Below are 21,854 nucleotides of genomic sequence, written 5' to 3'. Positions count from 1 at the left end.
TTCCATAGGAGGTGAGTCCGACGGCGGATCGTTCGGTTACCGTCCGGCTTTCGGCCGATGTCAAGCCGTTCATCACCGCGATGGCCAAGGCCGAAGCGGCAGCGAAGAAGCTCCGCGATGGGCTCGGCGACTCGTGGGAGCCGTTCGGGAAGGAGACACAGAAACAGCGCACCCGCGCGCCACGGCAGGCCGAAGAGGTCGCTGGTGCTTTCACGAGGTCCTTCTCTCGCAGCCTGGAATCGGCGTTCAAGGCGCTTCCCAAGGCCGAGATCACCGCAGACTCCACTGACGCCCAGATCAAGCTCGGCTCGCTCCGGCAGGCCATGCAAGACCTGTCCGGAAAGACAATCGGCGTCGATATCAACGCCGCTTCCGCGCTCGGCGAGCTGCGGGCGATTCAGGGCGAGCTGGATCGACTCGGCACCTCGGCGGACATTGACGTCCGCGCTGACGCTTCTGCAGCTCTGGCTCAACTTCAGTCCGTCCAGCGGGAAGTCGACCGGCTCGGCGGGGAAACCGCCCGAGTTAACGTCGATGCCGACACGGGCGGCGCGCTGTCGCGGCTCGCCGCCGTGGGCGCAGAGGTGTCCCGTCTGAATGGGCGCAACGCCCGCGTGCGTGTGACCGCTGACGTGTCCAGCGCGCTCACGGGGATTGCCATGGTGGGCGCCGCTCTTGCGTCCCTTCCAGCAGCAACGTCGATCGCGGTGGGCGTGGGCGCGCTCGGCTCCGCGTTCACCGCGGCGGGTATCGGCGCGGCTGGCTTTGCCGCCGTTGCCGTACCGGGCATGACCCGAGTCAACGAAGCCCTGGCCGCGCAGGAGAGCGCGGCGAAGGCGGCCGGTGGCGCTACGGGTGGGGCTGGCCAATCTGCCGCTCAAGCAGCTCAGCAGATGCTTCAGATGGAAGCCGCGCAGAAGCGGCTGAAGGACGCTCAAGTCGACGCTCGGCAGGCTCAACGGGACCTCACCGCGGCATGGGAGGAAGGCCGCCGCTCCCTGCAGGACCTGAACTTCAACCTGGACCAGTCGATCTTGTCGCAGGAGGACGCCGCTCTTGCCGTACGGGAGGCCGCTCAGCGGCTGGCAGAGGTCAACGCCGACCCGAACGCCGACCAGCTGGATCGGGAGCGCGCCGAGCTGTCCTACCGCCAGGCGTTGCAGCGGTCCGAAGAGCAGGAAGTCAAAACTGCTCGCGCCCGCAAGGACACCGCCGCAGCGAACAAGGCAGGGGTCAAGGGCACCGAGGAGTATACGAGCGCCCAGGAGAACCTGAAGGACGCACAGGCCGAGGTCGCCGAAGCCGAGCAGCAGCTCAAGCTGCTGCGCCTTCAGCAGCAGGAGGCCATGGCCGGTGCAGGTGGTTCGGCTGGCGGACTGGCTGACGCGTTCGCCAAGTTGAGCAAGCAGGAGAAGACCCTCGCCGGGGATGTGAAGGCCTTCAATAAGGCCTACCTCGACTGGCAGCGCGACCTTCAGCCCGACGTGTTCCCCGTCATCTCCAAGGGCTTGGACCTGCTCACCGTCGGCATGAACAAGGCGACACCGCTGATCAGGACCAGCGCGGGTGCTTTCGGTGAGCTGATCGACAAGACCAAGGAAGGCCTCGAAGGGGAACAGTGGACGTCCTTCTTCTATGACCTGACCACGCAGGCGCCTCGCGCCATCGAAGGCCTCGGTACTGCCGCCGGGAACGTAGCTGGTGGTCTGGCTGGGATCATCCAAGCCTTCCTGCCGTACACGGGCGACCTGATGACCTGGATCGAGAACGTCAGCCAGGAGTTCGAGGACTGGGGACAGGGCCTCCAGACCTCGGAAGGCTTCAAGAGCTTCGTCGCCTACGCGCAAGAAAACTTGCCGAAGGTCGGAGAGGTTGTCGGAAATCTCGGCATCGCCATCGGGAAGATCCTCGAAGCTGGTGCCGGCCCCGGAGCTGGCGCTCTCGACTTCCTCGTCACCTTGTCGGAGAAGCTTGCGGGAATGAGCCCGGAGCAGGTCGAGGCCATCGCTAAGGGGGTCGCGGCGATCTTCGCCGCGATCAAGCTCGGCACGAGCCTCCAAGTTGGCGCGTTTGTGCTGCTTGCCGAGGTGCTCGGCCAGATGTCGCCTGGCCAGATCCAGGGCGTCGCCCTCGCTATCGCCGGTTTGGTCGTCGCAGTCAAGGGCTACCAGGCAGCCAGCGCGGCCATCGGCTTCTGGAAGAGCCTCGGCGGTGGGATCGGCGCGGCAGGTGACGCAGCCAATGGGGCGAAGGGCAAGTTCGCGGCCCTCGGCAAAGCTGCGCTGGGTATCGGCGTCAGCGTGGTCGCACTGGAAGGCGTTGGTAGCGCGATCAACTCCTTGGCAGGTCAGTCCAAGGGTGCAGACAAACTAACTCTGGCGCTGACTGAGCTGGGCCAAACCGGTAAGTGGGCTGGGGACCTCAGCGACCAGTGGGCGGGAGGCTTCCATTCCGCTGATGAGGCTGCGGCGCTGTTCCGCGACGGACTGAAGGAATTGCAGGACCCGAGCCTATTCCAGACAGTGGTTGAGCATCCGTTCACTGAGCTCTCCGCAGTGCTGCCAGGCATTGACTCGGCAGTCGACCGGGTGGAGCAAAAGTTCTCCGACATGGACGCCACCCTCGCGGGGATGGTTTCCTCGGGGAACCTCGATGGCGCTAACGCGGCGTTCGCTCGACTGAAGGATGAAGCGGTCAAGGCGGGTGTGCCCGTCGAGAAGCTACAGGAGCTTTTCCCCACGTATGCGCAGGCGGTACGCGTGGCGGGCACAGCCTCATCCGAGGCGGCGGTCGGTATCGATGCGGCCAAGCAGGGCCTCGATGGGTTCCAGTCCTCCCTGGACACCTTCAACGCCACGACTGACGCAGCCAAGGCAATCCGGGAGATGGACCTCGCCTACCAGTCCGCGAAAAAGGCGGTTGACGCTTCGGCGGTCGGGCTCGAAATTCACAAGGCGAAGACGGATGAACAGCGGGATGCTGCGATTCTGGCCCGGGACGCTTTCTCTGGCTATATCGAGAAGGTTGACGGCATTGGGAGGGCTCAGCAGGTCGCGGGCAAGAACACTGCGGACAGCACCCTGTCGATCGCTGAGCAACTACCGAAGTTGTTTGATCTGGCGGGCTCCTCCAAGGAGGCCCAGGCCCGTGTCTACGATCTGGCCAAGAACTTCGGCATCAGCCGGGAGATGGCAGACAAGGCGCGCACTGGCTCTAAGGAATTCAAGGAGGAACTGGAGCGGCTCAAGGACAAAAAGGTCAAGATCGAGCTGGAGACCAAGGAGGCGCTCGAAAAGGCTTACGCCTTTGCGAAGCAGCTCCTCGGCATCAAGCTGGAACTCCCTATAGGCATCCGGGCGCCAGCAACGCCGAAGGCCTATGGCGGCATCTCGCACGCTGACGGCCGGCAGTACATGGCGTCCGGAGGTATCCGTTCGGTGGGGTCGAACCCGGCGGCGATGATTGCCCGTTCCCCGGCGCTGATCTCCGGTCGAGGCGGCCCTGACGTGGTGTTTGGTGAGGCGGGCTGGGAAGCTTTCATCCCGCTCGATCCTGGCAAGCGGGGCCGCGGCTTGCAGGTCCTTGGTGAGGCCGCATCCGCGATGGGCATGGCTGTGGTGCCGCAGCAGACCGCGGTCAATACTGCAGGCGGCTCCATGGCCGGCGGGGGCGGTATTCCGCTCCCGGCTGGTGGGGCGATGGTGACCGTGACCGGTATTGGTGCGCTTCGCTCCTCCCTGGACACCACGACCATGGACCTGACCGCTGGTCTCGGCGGGGCCACGTCCACCCTGGACGCGACTCTCGGAGACGCCGGCACCCTCACCCAGTCGCTGGCCGGTGTGGGGGAGGTCGCCGGGCATCTCGCTGGTGAGGTGACCGGGTGGGGTGAGGTCATCGCTGTGCAGGTGCCTCCGCTGACGGATGCGGTGACCTTGCTGGGTGAGGCGATCTCCGCCGCGGCGTCCGCCGCCGACGCCAAGGGCAACGCGGGGTCCAAGGGCGACGAGCGCAGCCCCCGCGGTGGGAGCTCATCCAAGGGGTCGACCGGATCCAAGGGCGATGAGCGCTCGCCCCGCGGCGGGACGGCGCTGTCTGCGGTCAGGAGCACGCAAGCGTTGAAGCAGCCGCCGCCGACTGAGATCAAGGGGGCAGCCAGGGGTACGGCCGGGGTGGCGATGTCGGGCGGCAGCGTCAACTGGTCGCGCGTGTCCAAGCCAGTTCAGTCGTCCCCGTCGTGGTCGTCCAGCGGGTCCAGTGCGGCGCCCAGTGGTCAGGCCGGGCAGGGCGGTTCGTCTGGCGGGTCGTCGGGCGGTGGCCCGCTGGTCGCGCTCAACGGCATGACGGTCCGCTCCGAAGCCGACATTGATCAGTTCGCGGCCCAGGTCGCGATGCGTATTTCAGGGCGCGGCTAACCGCCCCTTCACGAGCAGGAGGGGCGGTTTCGCCATGCCTTGGGATCCCGATGTCGATGGCCCGTTCGGGGCGTGGCTACGCGGCGGTGCTCCGCTCGGCGAGGGCCGCACCGCGGACGTGGTTGTGGGTGATCGCACGTGGGTGACCCGCGACCAGGTGGTGGAGGGCCGAACCGAGGACGGCACCCGCTGGCAGCGGCGTCGTGACCAGCTCGGCAACGACGTCATCCGTGAAACCGCCCGCGGGCGTGAACGCCAGCACGTCAACATCAACTTGCCTTAGGAGACGCTGTGGCGCTCACGCGTGATGCCGTGTTCGTGGACCCTCAGGTCCAGCTGCACAACGGCAACCTCACCCTCGACCTGGGAGACACCACCCCGGGAGTGTTCGTGGGGGCTTTGTGGACGGGGTCGGTGACCCCGAACTTTTCCCAGACCTCCCCGGCCTATGGGGCGGCTCCATGGGACGCCGGGGAGTCCTCTGGGCCTGGCTACTCGGCGGGCGGCCAGGCCATCGAGGTGGTGTCGTTCGCCGAGCTGGTGAGCACGCCCGGCAAGTCGGGGTGGCTGATCAACCCGCTGGAGTGGACGGAAACCACCCTCACCGCTGAAGGGCTGCTGATCTACCGGGCCAGCGACGATCTGGCTCTGCTACTGCGTTACTTCGGCCAGCAGTACACCACCGCCGACGGAGTATTTTCAATCACTCCACATACGGATGGGATTTGGCGTCGAGCCCACCTGGGGCAGGTCGCCTAGTGACATACGGAAGGCCCGGAGGGATGTCCTCCGGGCCTTTGCATGCACCCCTCTTTTCGTCTTTTCGACCCCGCCAGCGTGCGGGGTTTTCGCATGTAAGGGGGCCGATTGTGGCCAAGGCTGGATACAGCGTCGTTACCGGCGCCGCCGTTTCTCTCGTCGCGAGTACCGCTAAGAGCGTGCTCGGCATCAAGTCAGGGGAGGCGTTCGGCCTCGACCTGAAGAAGGTGTGGTGGGGGTTCACCGGTGTGGATGCCACGGACGCCTCCGTCGTCTGCGAGCTGTGCTACTGCACGTGGGCCACCAACGCGCCCGGCACCAACTCCACCTCCGTGACCCCAGCTCAGGTGTACGGGCGAACCATTGCGCACGGCGTCACGGCCGCCCGGAACTGGACGACCGAGCCGACCGTCCTGACCGTCATCGGGGAGATCCCACTGTCGCCGAACGGCGGCACCCTCCTGTACGACATCCCGCTCGGCGACACCCCTGACTGCGCCCCCGACCACGGGTTCGTGCTGCGCTTCACCGCCGTTGACACGGTCAGTGTGAGGGCGACCATGTTTTTCGAGCGGGCATAGGTGCCTGCCGCATTGCGGGCGGTGGCGACGGGCACCCTCAATGCCACCGGCTCAGGCAACATCACCAAACCGGCGGGCACGGCGGCAGACGACATCCTGATCGCGTTCCACAGCACGGACGAGGGCACGCTGGCCAATATGGGCACCCCTACCGGGGGCGCCACCTGGCAGTCACTGGCTACCCGCGGCAGCGGCGGCAGCTTCGACCTACGAAGCAAAGTGTGGTGGAAAGTCGCAGGCGGCTCCGAGCCGGCGAACTACACCTTCACGCAAAACTCGGCCGGTCGAGGATGTGTGGCGATCGCGGCCATTGTCGGAGCGGACATCACGACGCCGGTGGTTGCGCAGACCGGCAACGACGCCTTCTCCGCGACCGCCCCCACCCCGGGCATTACCCCGGCAGGATCCAGCGACCTGGAGCTGCGGTGGGCTGCCGCCTACCCCGACTTTGAGGCCGGCACCTGGACGCCGCCGCCGGGGTACAGCGAGGAAAGCGACCAGCAGGCCGGTGGAAACACCATGGCGTCCCTGGCGGTCAAGGCTCTCACCTCGAACGTGGCGACGGGCACAGTCAACTTCACCGCCAGTTTGACGGTCGGTTACCGGCACGGGATCACCGTCGCCGTCGCCTCCCTCCCGGCCCCTGCAGGGCGCCGCGCTGTGCTGTCCACCGCTGCTGTCCACCGCGCCGCGTCCTGGTAAGAGAGGCGGTGGCCGGTGGCTCGTCTAGGCCGCAGCAGACCAAACCGTCCGGTGGTCGTCAAGGGCCGCTACACGCTGCAGGTCAACCTGTACCTGGCGGCGTTCGAGACCGCAGACGAGTTCCCGCCGCTGCAGGTGGTCACCCCAAACGCGAACCTGTACCTGGCGGCGTTCGAGACCGCAGACGAGTTCCCGCCGCTGACCTTGGCCTATGGGCAGAACTTCACCCTGGCGGCGTTCGAAACCGAAGATGAGTTCCCGACTCTCGTAGCCGCTGTGCCACCTTTGCCCGGCGACCAGATCACCCAGCCGGGACAGGTCGAGTGGGCTCTCACCACCCTGTGGGGAGCTGGCACAGACATCGGCGTGCTGGTGCCGGTCGACGGATGGCGGAGTCTGCCGGGCATCGACAACCTCAACGTGTCCAGACCCGCTCAGCATGGGGCGTGGGACGGGCGGAAACTCGCCCAGCAGCGCCTGGTTACGATCCGCCTGCAACCCAACTCGGCCACGGATCCGACGCTGATCGATGATCTGCTGACGCAGATCGACGCCGTCACCGGCCTCCCCGAGGACGAAACGCCGCTGCCGCTGGTCATCCGCGGGCACGGGGATCCGCAGCTTGCGTACGGCCAGGTCATTGACCGCGCCGTGTCCATGGACGGCGACTACAACGCTGGTCTGCCGACGGTGTCGGTGCTGATCGCGTGCGCGGACCCGCGCCGCTACGCCCTGGCACGCACGGGTGTGGATGTCCCGGTCGGGGTCGTCACAGCCTTGGCCAACGCGGGCAACATCTCAACCCACCCAGTCATCAGGTTGGACGGGCCGGCCACGAACCCGACCTTGGCGAACTCCGCGACGGGCCGCACCCTGGCGTTCTCGCTGACCCTCGCCGACGGGGAACGGCTGCTGATCGAGACGGCGGATGGTAACGCGACCGTGGGCGGCGTCAGCGTCATGTCCACCCTGACCGGCGCCTCAGCCCCGGTGAGCGATTTCGTGCTGGCGCGAGGCAGCAACCCGATCACCTACACCACCGGCTCTGGCGGCGGCCGAGGGGCCGTCTTCCTGTACCGGGACGCCTGGATCTGACCTGCGACGACCCGATTGGGGGTGAGTCGTGGCGATCAGTGTGCGCTCTCAGTCGATCGGCTCCGCAACCGCGCCCACCATCAGCGTGACGAAACCGTCCGGGGTTGTCGAGGGCGATGTGTTGATCGCCGTCTACTTCGGCGACTCGGGCCTGTCCGGGGTGTCCGCGAGCGGCTGGACAACGATGGCCAGCCGCAACCCTGACGATGAGCTTGCGACTCGGGTGTGGCGGCGCACCGCCACCGGCGGCGAGGGCACGAATTTCAGCTTCTCCCAGCCGGTCAACGCTGACGGCATCGTCCACATCATCTGTGTCCGGGACGCCTCCACCACCATCCCCCCCAAGGTCGCTACCGTGATCACGTTCGCCGGCGAAGTGGTGACCCCGCCGGTCACCGCAGCTTCGGCCACGCACCTGGAGATCCGTGCGGGAGCCATCACCGGCGGCATCACCGGCACCGTCACCTGGACGCCGCCGCCGGGGTACGCGCTGCGCGGCAGCCGGCAAAGCGGTGACCTGCTCACGTCCGCGGCGGCGTCCAAGCAGATCGCCTCCAGCACGTCGACCGGCGCGAAGTCCTTCACGCTCTCCCTTCCGGCGGGGGAGCGGTACGGGGTCGGCGTCTCAATCAGCCTCGCAGAGGGCGACGCGGGGCCTGCCCCGGAGCCGCCTCCGCCGTTCACACCGGGCCGCGGATCCGCTCTGTACCGGTATGTGCTGCGCAGGTGGGACGGCACCTACCTGGACGACCTGGATCTGCGAGGCGTCAGCCTCGACAAGCGCATCCTCCAGCCGGGCACGTTCAGCGCGACGATCCCGATCCCGTCCCGCAAAGTCGCCGCCCGGGTCGCCCGGGTCATCCCCCGCGATGAGGAAGGCGTGGGCGGCATCACGGACCTGTCCATCGGCCCCGGCGTCATCACGTGTGAGGTCTACCGGGGCGGGGTCTGCTGGGGCGAGTACTGGATCACCGCCACGCAGCTGTCCCGGTCCCGCCGCGGCACTCCGGCGATCCAATTGCGCGGATCCACGATGGATGCCTACCTGCTGCATGTTGAGCTTCAGGAGGCGCTGGAGTTCGTCTCCGAGGACCAGATCGATATCGCCCGCAGCCTGCTGCAGCACATGCAGGGGCAGCCGCACGCCAGCCTCAACCTCGCCCTCCAGAGCGGCAGCTCGGGCGTGCCCCAGGACCGCGCCTACGCCGCGAACGAGGCCACCTACGGGCAACGGCTGACCGAGCTCGCACAGGTCGAGTCCGGCTTCGAATGGGCCATCAACATCGTCGCCGGACCCGCCGGGTTGGAGCGGCACTGGGTGTGGGGCTACCCCACGCTCGGATCGGATGCGGTCGCCCATGTGTTCGTTGACAGCCCGAACGGCGGCGACATCCTTGAGCTGGGTGAGCAGGTCGACGCGCTGCGTGGCGCCACCTCGTGGCGTGCCCGCGGAAGCAGCATCTCAACTGACGCCTCGACCAGCAGTGTGCCGCTCATGTCCGACCCCCATGTGGCGGAGGCGCATCTCGCGGCGGGCTGGCCGCGCATCGACCGCACCCTCACCTACTCGTCGGTCACTGAGCTGCAGACTTTGGAGGACTACGCGGCGTACTGGGCGGCGACCGCGCCGGGCGCTTTGCGCGTGGACTCCATCACCGTCGCCTTGGGCGCTGAGCCGACGTTCACCCCCAACAGCCTGGGCGATCAGGCTCGGATCTTTCTGAACAACGAATGGCACCTCCCGCACAGCCGGGTACGGCGCATCATCGGCATCGGCGTTACCCCGACCTCCCGCGAGTCCGGCAAGGAAGAAGCCGACTTGATTTTCGAAGGAATCGAGGTGACCGGTGGATAAGTTTCCCGGCGACCTGTCCGCTGAGATTCGCCAGCTGCGCGCCGAGGTGGACGAGCTCCGCGCTCTGCTTCGCCAGCAGTCGCCGCTCACGTCGGCGTCTGCGGGTTGGAAGATCGGCAACATGGCATCGCCGCCCACCCCCACCGGTGGCGGGCACCTGTTCGCGTCCGGCGGCGACCCGTATTGGAAGGACAGTGGCGGCGTAGTACACGAGCTGATCACCCCGCCGTTCCCGCAGGGCGTAGCAGTGGCGAATCCCGCGAACACGTTGACGAATGCCACCGGCACCTACATCCAGGGGCAGGCGCAGACCGTGGTCGACAGCGTTGAGTCACTGTTCATCGCGCACAACGCGCTGGTGGCGTCTCTGCGTGCAGCACCCCTCATCGCCACCTAAGACGTGCCGTCCGGCGGATCCGGCCATTTTTCGCCATCTGCCCTCTTTGGAAACGGAGCCCCTGTGTGACCGACATTCTTGCCATCTGCGTGGCCTTAGCCGTCCTGGCCGGTGGTGGCGCCGTCGTCTTCAAGTTCCTCGCCCTCATCAAGAAAGGCCACGACGCCTTGGACGACTGGAAGGGCGAACCGGCCCGCCCCGGGGTTCCGGCCCGTCCTGGGGTGATGGCCCGGCTGGAGGCCATAGAGGCGCAGCTCCTGCCAAACGGTGGCCATAGCGCCCGTGACGCGGTGGACCGTGTCGAGCGGTCCGTGCAGCGCGTGGAGAACACGCTCGCCGTCACTCTCGACCAGCGCAGAGAGGATTGACCATGGACATCATCCCCCGCAAGAAGTGGGGTGCTCGTCCGCCCCGCAGCCGCTACACCGTCACCTGGGGGCAGCGGACCGAGTTCTTCGTCCACCACAGCGCCGGGCCGAAGACGCAGAGCATCCAGGCCATCCAGAACTTCCACCTCGACGGCAACGGCTGGTCCGACATCGGTTACGGGCACCTCGTCGACGAGAACGGCGTCATCTATGAGGGCCGCGGCTGGTGTGTCGTCGGCGCGCACTGTCCCGGCCACAACACATCCGGCGAGTCGGTTGCCTACATCGGCAACAACAACCCCACCGAGGCGGCGAAGCGGTCGATCCGCTGGCTGTACGGGGAGGCGTGCCGCCGGGCCGGGCGCAAGCTCAAGCTTCTCGGTCACGGCGAGCGATACGCCACCAGCTGCCCTGGGTCGAAGTTGCAGGCCTGGGTGGACGCTGGGATGCCCATCGACGCCGCCCCGCCGAAACCGCCGGCCAAGCCGAAGCCCGTCCCGAACTCTACGGAGGTCATGGTGAAGAAGCTGCCCACCCTGAAGCTCGGCGACGGCAAGGACGACAAGGACCCGATTCGCTGGCACGTGAAGACGCTGCACTACCTGCTGCTGGCCCGCGACTACGGAGGATTGGACGGGCTCAACGACACCGTGTTCTCCGAAGAGCACGAGAACGGTGTGAAGGGCATCCAGGACGCCGCCGGGAAGAAGCCGACAGGCATTGTCGACAAGGACACCTGGGCTTTGCTGCTCCGCGTCGCCTGACCATGGACGTCCTACACGCCTTGTTGTGGCCGTACCTGGCTCGGGTGGCTGCTCTGTGGCCTGACACGCCGGAGCCCGGTGAGGACGACGGGCCTCTCCCTGGACTCATCGACGAGTCCAACTGATCTTGGTGTTGCAAAACCGGTGATAATATCGCCGGTTTTTTCACACCTGCCCCTGACCTGCGGAATGAATGATATTCCGCGAAAGTTCACACCTCACTGCTGAGCCCTGCGCCTCCTGGCTGGGGCTTTTTTTCATGCCCGGATCCGGGCTCTTCACTTCCCGCCGCCCGGCGGGCTGACCCCCAGGAGGGGCGAATGAACGTAGGCAAGTACGCGAAGACCGTCGTAGCGGCACTGTTCGCTGCGGTCTTCATCGCGAAGGGCGCGGTCGATGACGGCGTCTATACGCCGCAGGAGTGGGTGGACACCGTTCTCGCGGTGCTGACCGCGCTCGGAGTGTGGGCCGTGCCGAACGCGCAGAAGTCGGACTCGCCCCAGCGGTAGTCTGTCCGTCCCGAGCGCCCGGGAGTGCTCGGGGTTTTCGCTTCCTGTCGTCCTCAGGGACTGGCGGGGTTCGGGGTGGCGGCAGTCCCGGGTTGATCGCCGGAGGCTAGGACCGTCTAAGCACACCCGGAGGGCTGACTGCTCCGTACGGCGGTCGGCTCAAAAAGAGATGAGGCTTCCGGGGAGGACCCGGTAGCCTCATCTCTATCCGTTGAGGGCCGCACCTCCTCCAGTCCCGCGCGGGGGAGATCGGCGTGTCTAGGAGCGGGACTCCGGCACCCTAAGCCTCAACGGACACTACGGGGTCGAGTCGCCTTCGGGCCGCTCGGCCCCTTTTCGACTTCGCAGGAGGTCAGCGTGAGAGAGCGGCGTCAATGCGACCACGGCTGCGACGGGTGCATCCTGCGCCCGCATCCTGCTTGCGCGGTGTCCTGCCACAGCTGGGCTGCTCACGTCGATACCTGGTCGTTCCCGGCGTGGTACGGGCAAGCCGATGCGTGAGAGGGGCATTGCGTGAGCGAGCAGGACCCGCGCCTGTCGGAGCTACGGCGGACCATGCTGGATGCCGGGCTGGATCTCGTCTGGGAGATCCGCCTGCCGTCACCGTTGGACGACCCGTCTGATTGTCGTCACGGCTGCAACGGCGATTGCCTCGTCTCGGGGTCCGAGGTGTGCAGCTTCGTCTGCCACGGCCCGGTAGTTTGAGCACCCCTCGCGTCAGCGAATTGAACTGATCAAACTCCGGCCTCTGTTCGCCCCCTCGTCCCCGGACGAGGGGGCGTTCTTTATGTGTGACGCCTTTTCGTGACATGCCCCATTTTGCCTTCGCGGATTGTTCCTTCCTGCCACTCTGGTTGGGCCGCGCCACGGCTTCCCCTTCCTCCCCTGGAGTTCTCTCATGCGTCTCCGTACGCCTCTCGCTATCGCGGCCACCGCGATCCTCGCGGTCGGCCTGTCCAGCGTCACCACCGCCTCAGCCGCGCAGACCTCGGCCGCTGACCTCATCTACGCGTGCAAGGCCAAGAGCACCGGCTACGTGCGGCTCGTTAACGCCACCACCAAGTGCAAGCCGACCGAGGTCAAGGTGTGGTGGACCAAGCAGGCCACCCAGGGGCAGAGCACGGTGGCCGGCCCCGGCCCGCAGGGGGAGACCGGCCCGCGAGGCCCTCAGGGCCCGCAGGGTGAGCGGGGCCTGACCGGCCCGCAGGGGCCGATTGGGAAGACCGGCCCGGAAGGCCCCGCTGGTAAGCCCGGCGCTCCGGGAGAGGCCGGTAAGCCCGGCGCTGACGGCAAGGACGGAGCCGACGGCGCCCCCGGTAAGGACGGCGCCGGCCTCGACGGGCCGTTCGTCCTCGACATCAACGGGGTGCAGTCCCTGTGCAAGTGGGACGGCTCGGTCAAGGGCTACCCGAGGCTGAAGTGCAAGCTCGGCGTTCCCAACCCGGCGCCGACTCCGACCGCCACCCCGACGTCTACCTCCACCCCGCAGCCGACGCAGACCATGGCCCCGTAGCCCGCACACACGAGAGCGCCGCCACCCCCAGACGGGGGTGGCGGCGCTCTTTCGCGTTGTACGGCTACCGCTCGGGCGGGACTCGGCCGCGCTCCACGAGCTGCTGAGCACGTGAGCGGGACACGCCGAGGGCGTCGCCGATCGCGGCGTAGGACATGCCGCCGGGCGACGACATGGCAGCCACTGCCCGGTAGCGCTCCTGTGCGATCCGGCCCACGAGCGCGTCGTACAGCACCAGGTCCTTGGTCAGGAGGGTGTAGCGGATGAGCGGGTCAGGCTCATCGAGGGCGTCGCTGATCGCGGTGTCGAGCAGCGCTTCGACGTCGGCGGGGTCGGCCTCGTAGCCCTGGGTGTCGGTCACGCGTTCTCCTCGATCGAGTAGGGCAGTAGGGTGCCGTCTACGTCCTCCATAAGGGTGAGGACAGCGTCGGCGATGAGGGGTTCGCCGTCTCCGCCGACCGTCTCCAGGAGGCGGCCCTCGACGCGGTAGACGGGGCGGTCGCACAGCAGCATCTCTACGGTGGCGGCGGACTCCTCGTTGGGGAGGATGAGGCTGAGCTCGCCCCAGTTGTTGAGGATGGCCTTGTAGACCGAGACGCCGGGCTCGTAGTCGTCGGCGTCGAAGTTGTAGCTGCGGCCTTCGGGGCAGTCGCCGAACCTCACGTAGATCTGCATAGCCATCACTATGCACTACGGAAGGATGGTTTGCATAGGGATAGGTATGCAACAGGTTGGAGCCCCAGGGCTGGAGGGCCGTAGGATCTCCCCGCAACCTCGGGGACTGGAGCACGATGGCCTACGACTTTCCGCCTGACCTGATCGAAGCTCAGCGCGCCTACGACGAGGTACACGCCCGCGTAGAGCAGATCACGGACGCTCCGCCGCCATCGCAGGAGACGACCGCCCGAGCCTGAACACGCGAACGCCCCGCCTGGTCTTCGGACCGGCGGGGCGCCTTCACGTGGTTTATGCGTCTGGTTCGGGCCCTCGGTAGGAAGCGGCCCGGAAAAGTACGGCGAACGTCCTCGGGCCGTGCCGCTGGTCGAGCCAGGCCGACAGCGGGGCCAGGCGTCCGCTGATCATCGAGGACACGATGACGGTGTGGAGCTCATCGACTTCGCTGCCTCCGACCTCGGCCAGGAAGACGCTGTAGCGGTTGTTCACGCCGCGCGTGTAGGAGCCCAGCGAGGCCAGAAAGTCCCGCCTGCCGGCCGTCCGCTGCTCGGCCGGGGCCTGATGGAGGGGGAGACGCGCCAGGTCGGCATCGGTGAGACGTCCGGTGACGTCGCGGAACGCGAAGCGGTCGACTCCGTCCGGCTCGGTGACGCCTGCTCGCTGGGCCGCCTGCCGGGCGATGGCCGAGGCCTCCCGGTCGGTGGCGCCCTCCATCACCACCCCGAGGTTCCGGGTCGAGATGGACCCGGCCGGGTCGGGAGCCGAGTAGGTGCGGCCGTCCTCGCCGCGGCTGTTAATGCCGTACCGGGTGCGGACGAGCTCACCATGCCGCAGCCTGTATTCGCGGTAGGAGCCGTAGTGCAGGCAGTCGTGGGCGTAGGCCCGCAGCAGGTCCAACGCCACCAGCTCCGGAGCCGCCACGGCCTGGTCCAGGCGGCCGTAGCGGGTGACCACGGCCCCCATCTGCAGGTGCCGGTACCCCTGCCCGGCGTGGTGGAAGCCGCCGAAGACGCCGGCCCGGGTGGAGCGGACGCCGACCCATACCCGGTCGGTCGGCAGGAGCCGGTGCAGGCCCAGCTTTTCGTACCGGTCGGCCAAGATGGCTGCGCCGGTGTAGAAGACCTGCAGGGCGTCGCTGCCGAGGTCGGCCAGCACCCAGGGCAACAGCGAGAACACCACGTTCGGGTGCGCTTGGTCGAGGCCGGCGGTCGCCCGCTGGGCGGCGAGCCGCTCGGTGAGCGCCACACGGTCGGCGGGGGAGCCGGCCAGGTGTTCGTTGGGGGTCAGGAGTCCAAGGGCTACTCCTGCTTGTCGTGGATCAGGAGCCGATGCGACTCCTGGATGCCGTCGGGCAGATTGAACGGTGTGAACCATCTCGCCTCCAGGATCTCCATTGAGTCGACGCGGAGGGTTCCGCCGGTGACCAAGGCTTCGTATGCGATCTCGACCCGCAGCTGGTAGCCGCTTTTGATGTGGGCGAGCTTGCCGACCTGAACGTCCAGGCCGGTTTCTTCGCGTACTTCGCGAACGATCGTGTCCTCGAAGCGTTCCCCCTTGTTGGCGTAGCCGGTGGGCAGACCCCACTGGCGGTGTTCCGGCCACAGCCGGTGCCGAAGGAGGAGCACGTTGCCGTCAGAGTCACGGACGATGCCGGTGACGCCGATCATGAACTTGGCGTGGCTGACCCACAGGATGCGCCATTGGAGTGGGCCTGCCAGGGCACGCCAAACCCGGGTAATGAGGTGCTTCACGGGGTCTCCTGGTGGTTGGGCGCCGGGGTGTGGCGCCGTTCCTGTTCACCTTGGCGGACCAGGGGACGGTCTTCCACAGGAATGGGGGACGTTGGATGCGTGTCTTGCCTGCTGGTTTGGCGTGCTGGCTTCAGGGTGCGGCGCGGTGGTGGCCGTCATCAATGCCAGTGATGGCGAATATTGTCAGCTGACAATGTTCGAGGTGACGTTTGGGTTACTGTCGATTGCAGGTTGTTGCGCCGGAGGGTTGCGATGGGTGTTGAGCGAACACAACGAGCCGCGCTTTTGAGGCAGGCCAAAACTGTCAGCCTCACATGCAGGGACCGCGGGATGAAAGCGCCGGACATATGCGCCGAAATCCTCAAAAAAGTTCCTGAGATGCTGCCGTTGGAGGCGTGGCGCCTGGCACACGGGTGGAGTCGCGCTCGCGCGATCGAGGAGATCGCGGCCCTGTACGCCGAAGACGGGCTGGAAAGACCGGACGTCAATACGGTGATGTTGTGCAAATGGGAGCACGGTCAAGGAAAGCCGGGGTCCGTGTACAGCGAGGTTTTGTGCCGGTTGTACGGGGTTTCTGCTGAACGTCTGGGATTGCCGACACCGAAACGCCGTAATAGGAACTTCGGCGACGATGAGAGAGAGGATCCTATGGAGCGCAGGACATTGATCAAAGCGGCGGGAGTGGCGGGGGTCGCTGTCCCGCTGCATCTACTGCTGGACCTTGAAGCCGCTCTCGCGGTTCCTGTCGAATCCAGCCGCCCCGCGGCACTCGCTGAAATCCAGCAGCGTCTGCAGGCTGCGCGAGGCCAGTTCGATATCAGCGCGCTCGCGCCGCTATTGGCCGAGTTCCCTGCTCTGCTGTCGGCTGCTCTCGACACCGCCAAGCGGGTGGACACCCCAGCGGGGTGGGCGACGTTGGCTTCCTGCTACAACCTCGCCGCCGATGTTTTGAACAAGGTGGGCCGCAAGGACACGGGACTCCGCACCGCTGACCATGGGGTGTTGTACGCGCAACGGTCTGAGGATGCGGTGGCCCAGGGCGCGTCCGCTCGGGCGATGGGGATGATGCTCCGTACGACCGGGCAGCATGACGCGGCCACGCGGGTGGTGGAGCGGGCCGCTGACACCCTGGAGGTGATGGGGCTACGCAAGGCACCGCAGCTGGGCACGTACCTGCGGCTGATGTGTACTTCCGCCTACACGGCGAGCCAGGCGGATGATCGGGAGGAGGCGTTTGCGCGGCTCGCGGAGGCTGAGCGGGCCGCTGAGCGTCTGGTTGCGTTGACGGGCAAACCGGAAGCCGAGCCGTTCACGCGGATGTACCGGATGAACATCCACTATTCACTCGGTGACGCGGGGGCGGCGCTGCAGGTGGGCAAGGATCTGCGGCCGGAGATGTATCCGACGCCGGAGCGCAGGGGACGGTTGCACACCGACCTGGCGCGGGCCTGGTGGATGCGGGGCCGGCCGGAGGAGACGGCGAGCGCGCTGCTTGAGGCTTATAGGGAGGCGCCGAGCGAGGTGCGTGACCGGCCCAAGATCCGGCGGATCGCTGACGACCTCACTGCTGTGCATCCCCGAGTGGCTGGGGTTCGGGAACTCGCAACCGCGCTGGCCGGAAGGCGCCCCCTGCCTTAGCGTCTTTCCTGCCATGAACCAGGTCGGCCTCGCGTCTGCGGGGATGAGCCCCGCCGCTTTCCGAAGCGGCGGGGCTCTCACGTTGCTCGGGCCCCGACTCCCCTCGCCGGAGCCGGGACCAACTCTCAGACGCCTCGCGAGGCTCACGGGTTACCGGCCATAACAGGACGGCATGGACACGGGCCGCCTCTAGAGCGGGATTCGGTCTTCATGACCTGTCGGCCCTGGGTGGTAGGCATATGGGGAGCTGTACGACAAACCCCGGCGGCGGTGGATGAGACCGCCCCGGGAGTGGCCAACCCTATATAGGAGAGTTGACATGCCCGAAAATACCATTGCCGTCCCCGGTCACCCCGAGTCAGGGTCCCCGTTCGACGCGATCCGCCATGAGGACGAGAACGGCGAGCACTGGCTCGCTCGTGAACTCCAGGTCGTCATGGGCTACGGGAAGTGGGAGAACTTCGAAGCGGTGATCGACCGGGCGATCCGCTCGGCGGAGAACACCGCCACCTACTCCGAGCAGGCGTTTTCCCGCCTCTGGGAACCCGTAGTGACCAGCGGGAATGCGCCGAACACCCATCGGGGCAACTATCGACTGAGCCGCTACGCCGCCTACCTCGTTGCCATGAACGGCGACCCCAACAAGCCTCAGGTCGCCGCCGCTCAGTCCTACTTCGCGATCAAGACCCGCGAGGCCGAGAACGCCACCAGCAAGCCCATGACCGAGATCGAGATGGCACGCAAGTATCTCGCCGTCTTGGAGCGGGAGCAGGAGCTCAGCCGGGAGTTGGAGGTCGCTAAGCCCAAGGCCGGCAAGTGGGACGCCTACTGCAACTCCGAGGGCCTGATCGGCATGACCGAGCTGGCCGACATCCTGCGCACCACGGTCAAGCCGCTGACGAATTGGCTGGTCGAGATCAGCCTGTTCCGCCGTCAGGTATCCCAGGGCGGTGGCGGCCGGAACCTGCCGCGGGCAACGAGTCAGCGCTCCGGGCACTTCGAGGTGAAGACCGAGACGAAGAACGGCTTCGTCTTCCCTGTTGCTTACGCCACGCCGCGGGGCGTGGACTTGGTGGTGGACCTGTGGGGCCGTCAGCCTCTGCCGTAAGTCGTTAGACGCGCGAGCCCTTGCCAGGGAACGGGCGGGGGCTCGTCGTTGTTTTCAGGGCTACTCCTGCTCGCCCCGCATGATGGCCGCCGCATCCTTCCGCGTCCCACCCGCAGCGAGGGCGAGCCGGGCCAGGGCGGCGTCACGGTCGAGGCGGGTCAGCGCGCTGATCGCGGCGCTCAGCTCGGTGTCCATGCCGCCATGCTGGCCCCGGCCGCTGATCGTTCGCAGGCAGACACAGCAACGCCCCCACCCGAGGGCAGGGGCGCCAGCCGTACAGGGTCAGGCCGCGGCCTTCTTGCCGCCCGCATTGACGGCCTCCTTGAACTCCAGGCCCGGCTTGAACTTCGGCCCCCAGCTCTCGGCGACGTCGATCTGAGCACCCGTGCTCGGGTTGCGGGCGGTGCGGGCCGGCTTGTGCACCATCTCAAAGGCACCGAACCCCGTGATCGAGACCTTGTCACCACTCGCGACGGTGGTCTGGATCGTGTCGAGCACCGCGTTCACGGCTTCGGTGGCCGTCTTCTTGTCGCCCACCCGATCCGCGATGGCGTCGACGAGTTCCTTCTTGTTCACAGCTTCTCCTGTGTTGACCGTGTTAACAGACTCTGTTGTGTGAATAGTGTGAATATCGCATACCAGCTGTGAATGCCGTAATCGAAAATCCGAACCATCGGCCTGTGAGTAGGTGTACGGAACTGTTCGACTGCGGACAGGTGGACGCCGGCGGCGCCCGCTCACGCCGCCGCCCCGTACCGAGCCCTCTGCGCCAGGATCCGCCGCCGCTCCCGCTCTGACAGCCCGCCCCAGATGCCGAACCGCTCGTGATTCTCCAGCGCATACTCCAAGCACTGCGATCGGACTTCACAGCCGCGGCACACCTGCTTACCCTCCCGGGTGGGCCCGCCTTTCTCGGGGAACCAGAGTTCTGGGTCGCCGATCTCGCCGCAGCGTCCGCGCTCCTGCCAGCCGGGAACGGATATCGGGTCGTCGTACTGGCGGGGCGGCCAGAGGCGGGGAGTCATCAGCGACCGCTCTTCTCGCCGCAGCGCCCGCCGCCACAGTTGTGGAGCCCGCACGCTGAGCACAGGTCGGTGCGCTCGGCGAGGACCGGCCGACCGTTCCTCTGGCCGGCGCGCTTCCAGAGGCGGGCGTCCACGGGTCCGGCCTGAGCAACCTCGCGGCCGGTTTGCTTGTCGGTGATGGTGTACTTCTTGGGCTTCCCAGACATGTGACTCTCCGTTACTTGTGGGTGTCCGCTGGGATATCCAACGGATCTTGAAAGTGATGTCCGCGGGAATGTCCAACGGACGTCCCTACGCGCCCCCGCGCGTGCACGCACGTGTGGAGCCCCCTCCCCGGGGGTCAGCGGGGGAGGGGAGGGGTAGCCGCCGGAAGGGGTCACGATCCGTCACCCCGACGGCGGGCCGTGAGGACCCGTTCGGCCTCCCGGACCCCCTCCAGGAGCGCCTCGGGGGTACAGGAGAGCCGGTATACGCCCCTGCTTGGGGAGGTGACCAGCCCCGCCCCCACCCAGGTAGGAAGCCTGTCCATGGCCCACGACCGGCCTTTGCCCCTCCCCTTCGCCGCGGCCAGCAGCTCATGGGTTCGCGCTTCTCCCCTGGCGGTCAGGACGGCGCACATCGCGGCCAGCGCCGCCGCCGTTCCCTGCGTCGCGCTCCCCTGCGCTGAACTTCCCTGCGGCTCGTCGATCCGTTCGGACACGACGAGCCGGCGCGGACTTCCCGCCGCGGCGACACGCAACGGTTGGACATCGCGCGCCGCTTCGGCCATGCGGCGCTGAGTGGGGGAGCAGTAGGGAAGCACGTCTACCGGCAGTCGCCCCCACCGGTCACTCCACCCCGGCAATCCTTCAGCGGTCGACGCCTCCAAGTCGGGGGCGATCTCCTCGTGGTCCTTCGCGGACTGCGTCAGGATCGCCTCGGTCACCTCCGGAGCGTCCAGTCGCCGCGGGTACTCCTCGCCGGCCAACGTCAGGTAGGACGAGCCGATGGGGAGTTGGGTGGCGTTGACGTGCCGCCAGTCGGCCAGCGTGAACTGGGCGTCTTCTTTCTTCCGCACCCGGTAGCAGGCGTTGTGGGAGTCGAACAGGGCGCGCAGGTCCGTTCGGATCGCGTTCTCCGACAGGTACTGGGCTGCGCCTTCCATGCCGACACCGAGGGCTCGCCCCTGCTGGGCGATGAGAAGGGCTGCGTCGACCGCGCGCCGGTCACGGACGCGTTTGCCCCAGATGGGGGCGAACTCGTCGACGAGGATGATGATCGCCGGATGCTCCGGGGTGGGGGGGAGGACGCCGTTGTGCTCTGGCTTTAGGAGCGCGCCGCGCCGTCTGATGATCTCAGCGGCGGCTTCCAGCAGCAGCGTGGCCTCGGCTTCGGTGGTGGCCAGCCACGCCGTTCGCGGCAGGAACCCGCGCAGTGACGCCGCCCGGCTCTTCAGGTCGATGACCAGGTACAGGGTGGACAGGCAGGGGGCGCCGTTGGCTGCGATCATCCGCAGATGGTTTGACTTCGCCGATCCTGGAGCGCCCTGGTACAGGCCGCGGGTCATGCCGACGCCGGGCAGGTAGACGGGTACGAACACGTCGTGGCCGTCTTCGTCGACACCCCACCACTGGGCGTTCAAGATCGCCCCCGACGCCTTGTCCGGGTCCCAGACGACGTCTCGGCGGACAATCGCCCGGCGGTCTTGGTAGGCGAGCACCACCCGGTCAGCGGCGTTGTGGTCGGGGTCCTGGCGGATCTCGATGGAGTCCTTCGGCCAGCCCATCCCTGACCAGATCTTCTCCCGCTCACCCGCCAGAAGGGACTCGGTGACGTTGAGGGGAAGACGCAGGTGAAACAGCACCCGGCCTCCGGCCTGCATGCTGATCGAGGTGACGGTCACGCCGCTCATGCCGAGCCCCGCCAGGACGGCGGGCAGTTGGCGTGACCAGTTGCGGACGCGGGCACGCAGGCGCCGCCACGCCTTCGACGTGGGGTTAAGGAGCCACGTCCCGGCCGCGATGAGGGTCCACACGAGCCAGGCGCGCTGCACGTGGATCGTCGGCCCGAACACGGTTGCGGCGGTTGCCCATACCCCCCAGGTGGCGGTCGCGCCAGCCAAGGCGTCGCGGTGCTCGGGTTGCACTCCGCGGCGGTCGAGCTGGATCCGGACCCCGGCGATGCCCGCGGCGAACACTGCCGCGGTTGCCCACCACGGCGCCCCTGTTATGTGGCCTGCGGAACCGATCGTGAGAGCGGACAGCGCCAGGCCGACCGGGGCGAGCTGGTCTCGGTGCGGACACACCAGGCGACGCCACACCCACCGGCCGGCCCGGAACGTGTGCACCGCAGCGCGACACATGTCCCGGAGGGCGTCCAGCACCGCAGACGACTCCACCGGGGCGGGCGCCGGGGCTGGCTGGGTGTCGTGCTTCAAGAGGTGGTTCCTTGCTTGGCGTTCAGGCGGGCGCGGGCGGCATCTACGGCGCGCTGACTGGGCTTGGTGCGGTGGTAATGGACTGCCGCCCTCAGGACGGCGAAGACCACCGCGGCGACACAGAGCGCGGTGACGAGCACAGGGACGATGAAGAACATGAGGTCCTCAGCAGGGGAAGGAAGCGCCGTCACGGTAGGAGCCATCCAGGACCGGGTCCGGCGCAACGATCGGTGTCATCTGCCCGGGCGGGCAGGACGCTGCGAGCGCGATGTCCGGACCCGGC

The 21,854-nt window shown here is 67.2% G+C and carries 26 protein-coding genes; 16 read left to right on the top strand and 10 right to left on the bottom strand.

Going from position 1 to position 21,854, the window contains the following annotated elements; all coding sequences use genetic code 11:
• The first annotated feature begins 11 nt into the window (after positions 1 to 11).
• The 13 genes from OG884_RS05745 to OG884_RS05685 all read left to right on the top strand — a co-directional run bounded on the left by OG884_RS05745 (position 12) and on the right by OG884_RS05685 (position 12,958).
• The gene (locus OG884_RS05745; RefSeq protein WP_326642859.1) at positions 12 to 4,415 is read left to right on the top strand and encodes a hypothetical protein; all 4,404 of its coding nucleotides are present in this window, start codon (positions 12 to 14) and stop codon (positions 4,413 to 4,415) included.
• A gap of 34 nt (positions 4,416 to 4,449) precedes the next feature.
• Positions 4,450 to 4,698, top strand: a complete 249-nt coding sequence (locus tag OG884_RS05740; protein ID WP_326642857.1) for a hypothetical protein — start codon at positions 4,450 to 4,452, stop codon at positions 4,696 to 4,698.
• An 8-nt stretch (positions 4,699 to 4,706) separates the two neighbouring features.
• The gene (locus OG884_RS05735) at positions 4,707 to 5,174 is read left to right on the top strand and encodes a hypothetical protein (RefSeq protein ID WP_326642855.1); all 468 of its coding nucleotides are present in this window, start codon (positions 4,707 to 4,709) and stop codon (positions 5,172 to 5,174) included.
• 110 nt (positions 5,175 to 5,284) lie between these two features.
• The gene (locus OG884_RS05730) at positions 5,285 to 5,755 is read left to right on the top strand and encodes a hypothetical protein (RefSeq protein ID WP_326642853.1); all 471 of its coding nucleotides are present in this window, start codon (positions 5,285 to 5,287) and stop codon (positions 5,753 to 5,755) included.
• On the top strand, positions 5,756 to 6,457 hold the full coding sequence (locus OG884_RS05725; protein ID WP_326642851.1) for a hypothetical protein: 702 nt from the start codon (positions 5,756 to 5,758) through the stop codon (positions 6,455 to 6,457). It begins immediately after the preceding gene.
• A gap of 15 nt (positions 6,458 to 6,472) precedes the next feature.
• Positions 6,473 to 7,552: a phage distal tail protein gene (locus OG884_RS05720; protein ID WP_326642849.1), complete on the top strand. Its 1,080-nt coding sequence runs from the start codon at positions 6,473 to 6,475 to the stop codon at positions 7,550 to 7,552.
• A 28-nt stretch (positions 7,553 to 7,580) separates the two neighbouring features.
• Positions 7,581 to 9,407, top strand: a complete 1,827-nt coding sequence (locus tag OG884_RS05715) for a hypothetical protein (protein ID WP_326642847.1) — start codon at positions 7,581 to 7,583, stop codon at positions 9,405 to 9,407.
• A complete protein-coding gene (locus tag OG884_RS05710; RefSeq protein WP_326642846.1) occupies positions 9,400 to 9,804 on the top strand; it encodes a hypothetical protein in 405 nt (134 codons plus the stop codon). The genes OG884_RS05715 and OG884_RS05710 overlap by 8 nt, the downstream gene beginning before the upstream one ends.
• A gap of 65 nt (positions 9,805 to 9,869) precedes the next feature.
• Positions 9,870 to 10,172: a hypothetical protein gene (locus OG884_RS05705; RefSeq protein WP_326642845.1), complete on the top strand. Its 303-nt coding sequence runs from the start codon at positions 9,870 to 9,872 to the stop codon at positions 10,170 to 10,172.
• 2 nt (positions 10,173 to 10,174) lie between these two features.
• Positions 10,175 to 10,936 (top strand): peptidoglycan recognition protein family protein, encoded by a 762-nt coding sequence (locus OG884_RS05700; protein ID WP_326642843.1) that lies wholly within the window; start codon positions 10,175 to 10,177, stop codon positions 10,934 to 10,936.
• 320 nt (positions 10,937 to 11,256) lie between these two features.
• Positions 11,257 to 11,445: a hypothetical protein gene (locus OG884_RS05695; protein ID WP_326642841.1), complete on the top strand. Its 189-nt coding sequence runs from the start codon at positions 11,257 to 11,259 to the stop codon at positions 11,443 to 11,445.
• A 513-nt stretch (positions 11,446 to 11,958) separates the two neighbouring features.
• Entirely contained in the window at positions 11,959 to 12,150 is a 192-nt protein-coding gene (locus OG884_RS05690; RefSeq protein ID WP_326642839.1) for a hypothetical protein, read from the top strand.
• Positions 12,151 to 12,343: 193 nt separating this feature from the next.
• Entirely contained in the window at positions 12,344 to 12,958 is a 615-nt protein-coding gene (locus tag OG884_RS05685; RefSeq protein WP_326642837.1) for a hypothetical protein, read from the top strand.
• Between the two features lie 64 nt (positions 12,959 to 13,022).
• Here OG884_RS05685 and OG884_RS05680 read toward each other — a convergent pair whose 3' ends face one another.
• Positions 13,023 to 13,319: a hypothetical protein gene (locus tag OG884_RS05680; protein ID WP_326642835.1), complete on the bottom strand. Its 297-nt coding sequence runs from the start codon at positions 13,317 to 13,319 to the stop codon at positions 13,023 to 13,025.
• Complete coding sequence (locus OG884_RS05675; RefSeq protein ID WP_326642833.1) at positions 13,316 to 13,633, bottom strand: hypothetical protein; 318 nt, start codon at positions 13,631 to 13,633, stop codon at positions 13,316 to 13,318. The genes OG884_RS05680 and OG884_RS05675 overlap by 4 nt, the downstream gene beginning before the upstream one ends.
• Before the next feature lie 116 nt (positions 13,634 to 13,749).
• Here OG884_RS05675 and OG884_RS05670 point away from each other — a divergent pair, with 116 nt between their 5' ends.
• Positions 13,750 to 13,872, top strand: a complete 123-nt coding sequence (locus OG884_RS05670) for a hypothetical protein (RefSeq protein WP_326642832.1) — start codon at positions 13,750 to 13,752, stop codon at positions 13,870 to 13,872.
• Between the two features lie 52 nt (positions 13,873 to 13,924).
• Here OG884_RS05670 and OG884_RS05665 read toward each other — a convergent pair whose 3' ends face one another.
• Together OG884_RS05665 and OG884_RS05660 are read right to left on the bottom strand one after the other, a co-directional pair.
• Positions 13,925 to 14,878 carry a hypothetical protein gene (locus OG884_RS05665; protein ID WP_326642830.1) on the bottom strand — a complete coding sequence of 318 codons (954 nt, stop codon included), beginning with the start codon at positions 14,876 to 14,878 and terminating at the stop codon, positions 13,925 to 13,927.
• 53 nt (positions 14,879 to 14,931) lie between these two features.
• On the bottom strand, positions 14,932 to 15,384 hold the full coding sequence (locus OG884_RS05660) for an NUDIX domain-containing protein (RefSeq protein WP_326642828.1): 453 nt from the start codon (positions 15,382 to 15,384) through the stop codon (positions 14,932 to 14,934).
• Between the two features lie 330 nt (positions 15,385 to 15,714).
• Here OG884_RS05660 and OG884_RS05655 point away from each other — a divergent pair, with 330 nt between their 5' ends.
• Both OG884_RS05655 and OG884_RS05650 read left to right on the top strand, forming a co-directional pair.
• On the top strand, positions 15,715 to 17,022 hold the full coding sequence (locus OG884_RS05655; RefSeq protein WP_326642826.1) for a hypothetical protein: 1,308 nt from the start codon (positions 15,715 to 15,717) through the stop codon (positions 17,020 to 17,022).
• A 319-nt stretch (positions 17,023 to 17,341) separates the two neighbouring features.
• Complete coding sequence (locus OG884_RS05650) at positions 17,342 to 18,130, top strand: phage antirepressor KilAC domain-containing protein (RefSeq protein ID WP_326642823.1); 789 nt, start codon at positions 17,342 to 17,344, stop codon at positions 18,128 to 18,130.
• A 60-nt stretch (positions 18,131 to 18,190) separates the two neighbouring features.
• Here the strand turns inward: OG884_RS05650 and OG884_RS05645 are convergent, their stop codons facing one another.
• From OG884_RS05645 to OG884_RS05620, 6 genes are all read right to left on the bottom strand, one after another.
• Positions 18,191 to 18,325, bottom strand: coding sequence for a hypothetical protein (locus OG884_RS05645; protein ID WP_326642821.1), 135 nt, complete (start codon positions 18,323 to 18,325; stop codon positions 18,191 to 18,193).
• An 87-nt stretch (positions 18,326 to 18,412) separates the two neighbouring features.
• Positions 18,413 to 18,706, bottom strand: coding sequence for an HU family DNA-binding protein (locus OG884_RS05640; RefSeq protein ID WP_326642819.1), 294 nt, complete (start codon positions 18,704 to 18,706; stop codon positions 18,413 to 18,415).
• 161 nt (positions 18,707 to 18,867) lie between these two features.
• Positions 18,868 to 19,155 (bottom strand): WhiB family transcriptional regulator, encoded by a 288-nt coding sequence (locus OG884_RS05635; RefSeq protein WP_326642817.1) that lies wholly within the window; start codon positions 19,153 to 19,155, stop codon positions 18,868 to 18,870.
• Positions 19,155 to 19,361 (bottom strand): hypothetical protein, encoded by a 207-nt coding sequence (locus OG884_RS05630; protein ID WP_326642815.1) that lies wholly within the window; start codon positions 19,359 to 19,361, stop codon positions 19,155 to 19,157. The genes OG884_RS05635 and OG884_RS05630 overlap by 1 nt, the downstream gene beginning before the upstream one ends.
• Positions 19,362 to 19,531: 170 nt before the next feature.
• Complete coding sequence (locus OG884_RS05625) at positions 19,532 to 21,571, bottom strand: hypothetical protein (protein WP_326642813.1); 2,040 nt, start codon at positions 21,569 to 21,571, stop codon at positions 19,532 to 19,534.
• Positions 21,568 to 21,729: a hypothetical protein gene (locus OG884_RS05620; protein ID WP_326642811.1), complete on the bottom strand. Its 162-nt coding sequence runs from the start codon at positions 21,727 to 21,729 to the stop codon at positions 21,568 to 21,570. The genes OG884_RS05625 and OG884_RS05620 overlap by 4 nt, the downstream gene beginning before the upstream one ends.
• Positions 21,730 to 21,854: the final 125 nt, after the last annotated feature.

The sequence above is a fragment of the Streptosporangium sp. NBC_01755 genome (assembly GCF_035917995.1).
Taxonomy (GTDB): Bacteria; Actinomycetota; Actinomycetes; order Streptosporangiales; family Streptosporangiaceae; genus Streptosporangium.
The sequence above is the reverse complement of the archived record's forward strand: the minus strand, read 5'-3'. Positions and strand labels throughout refer to the sequence as shown.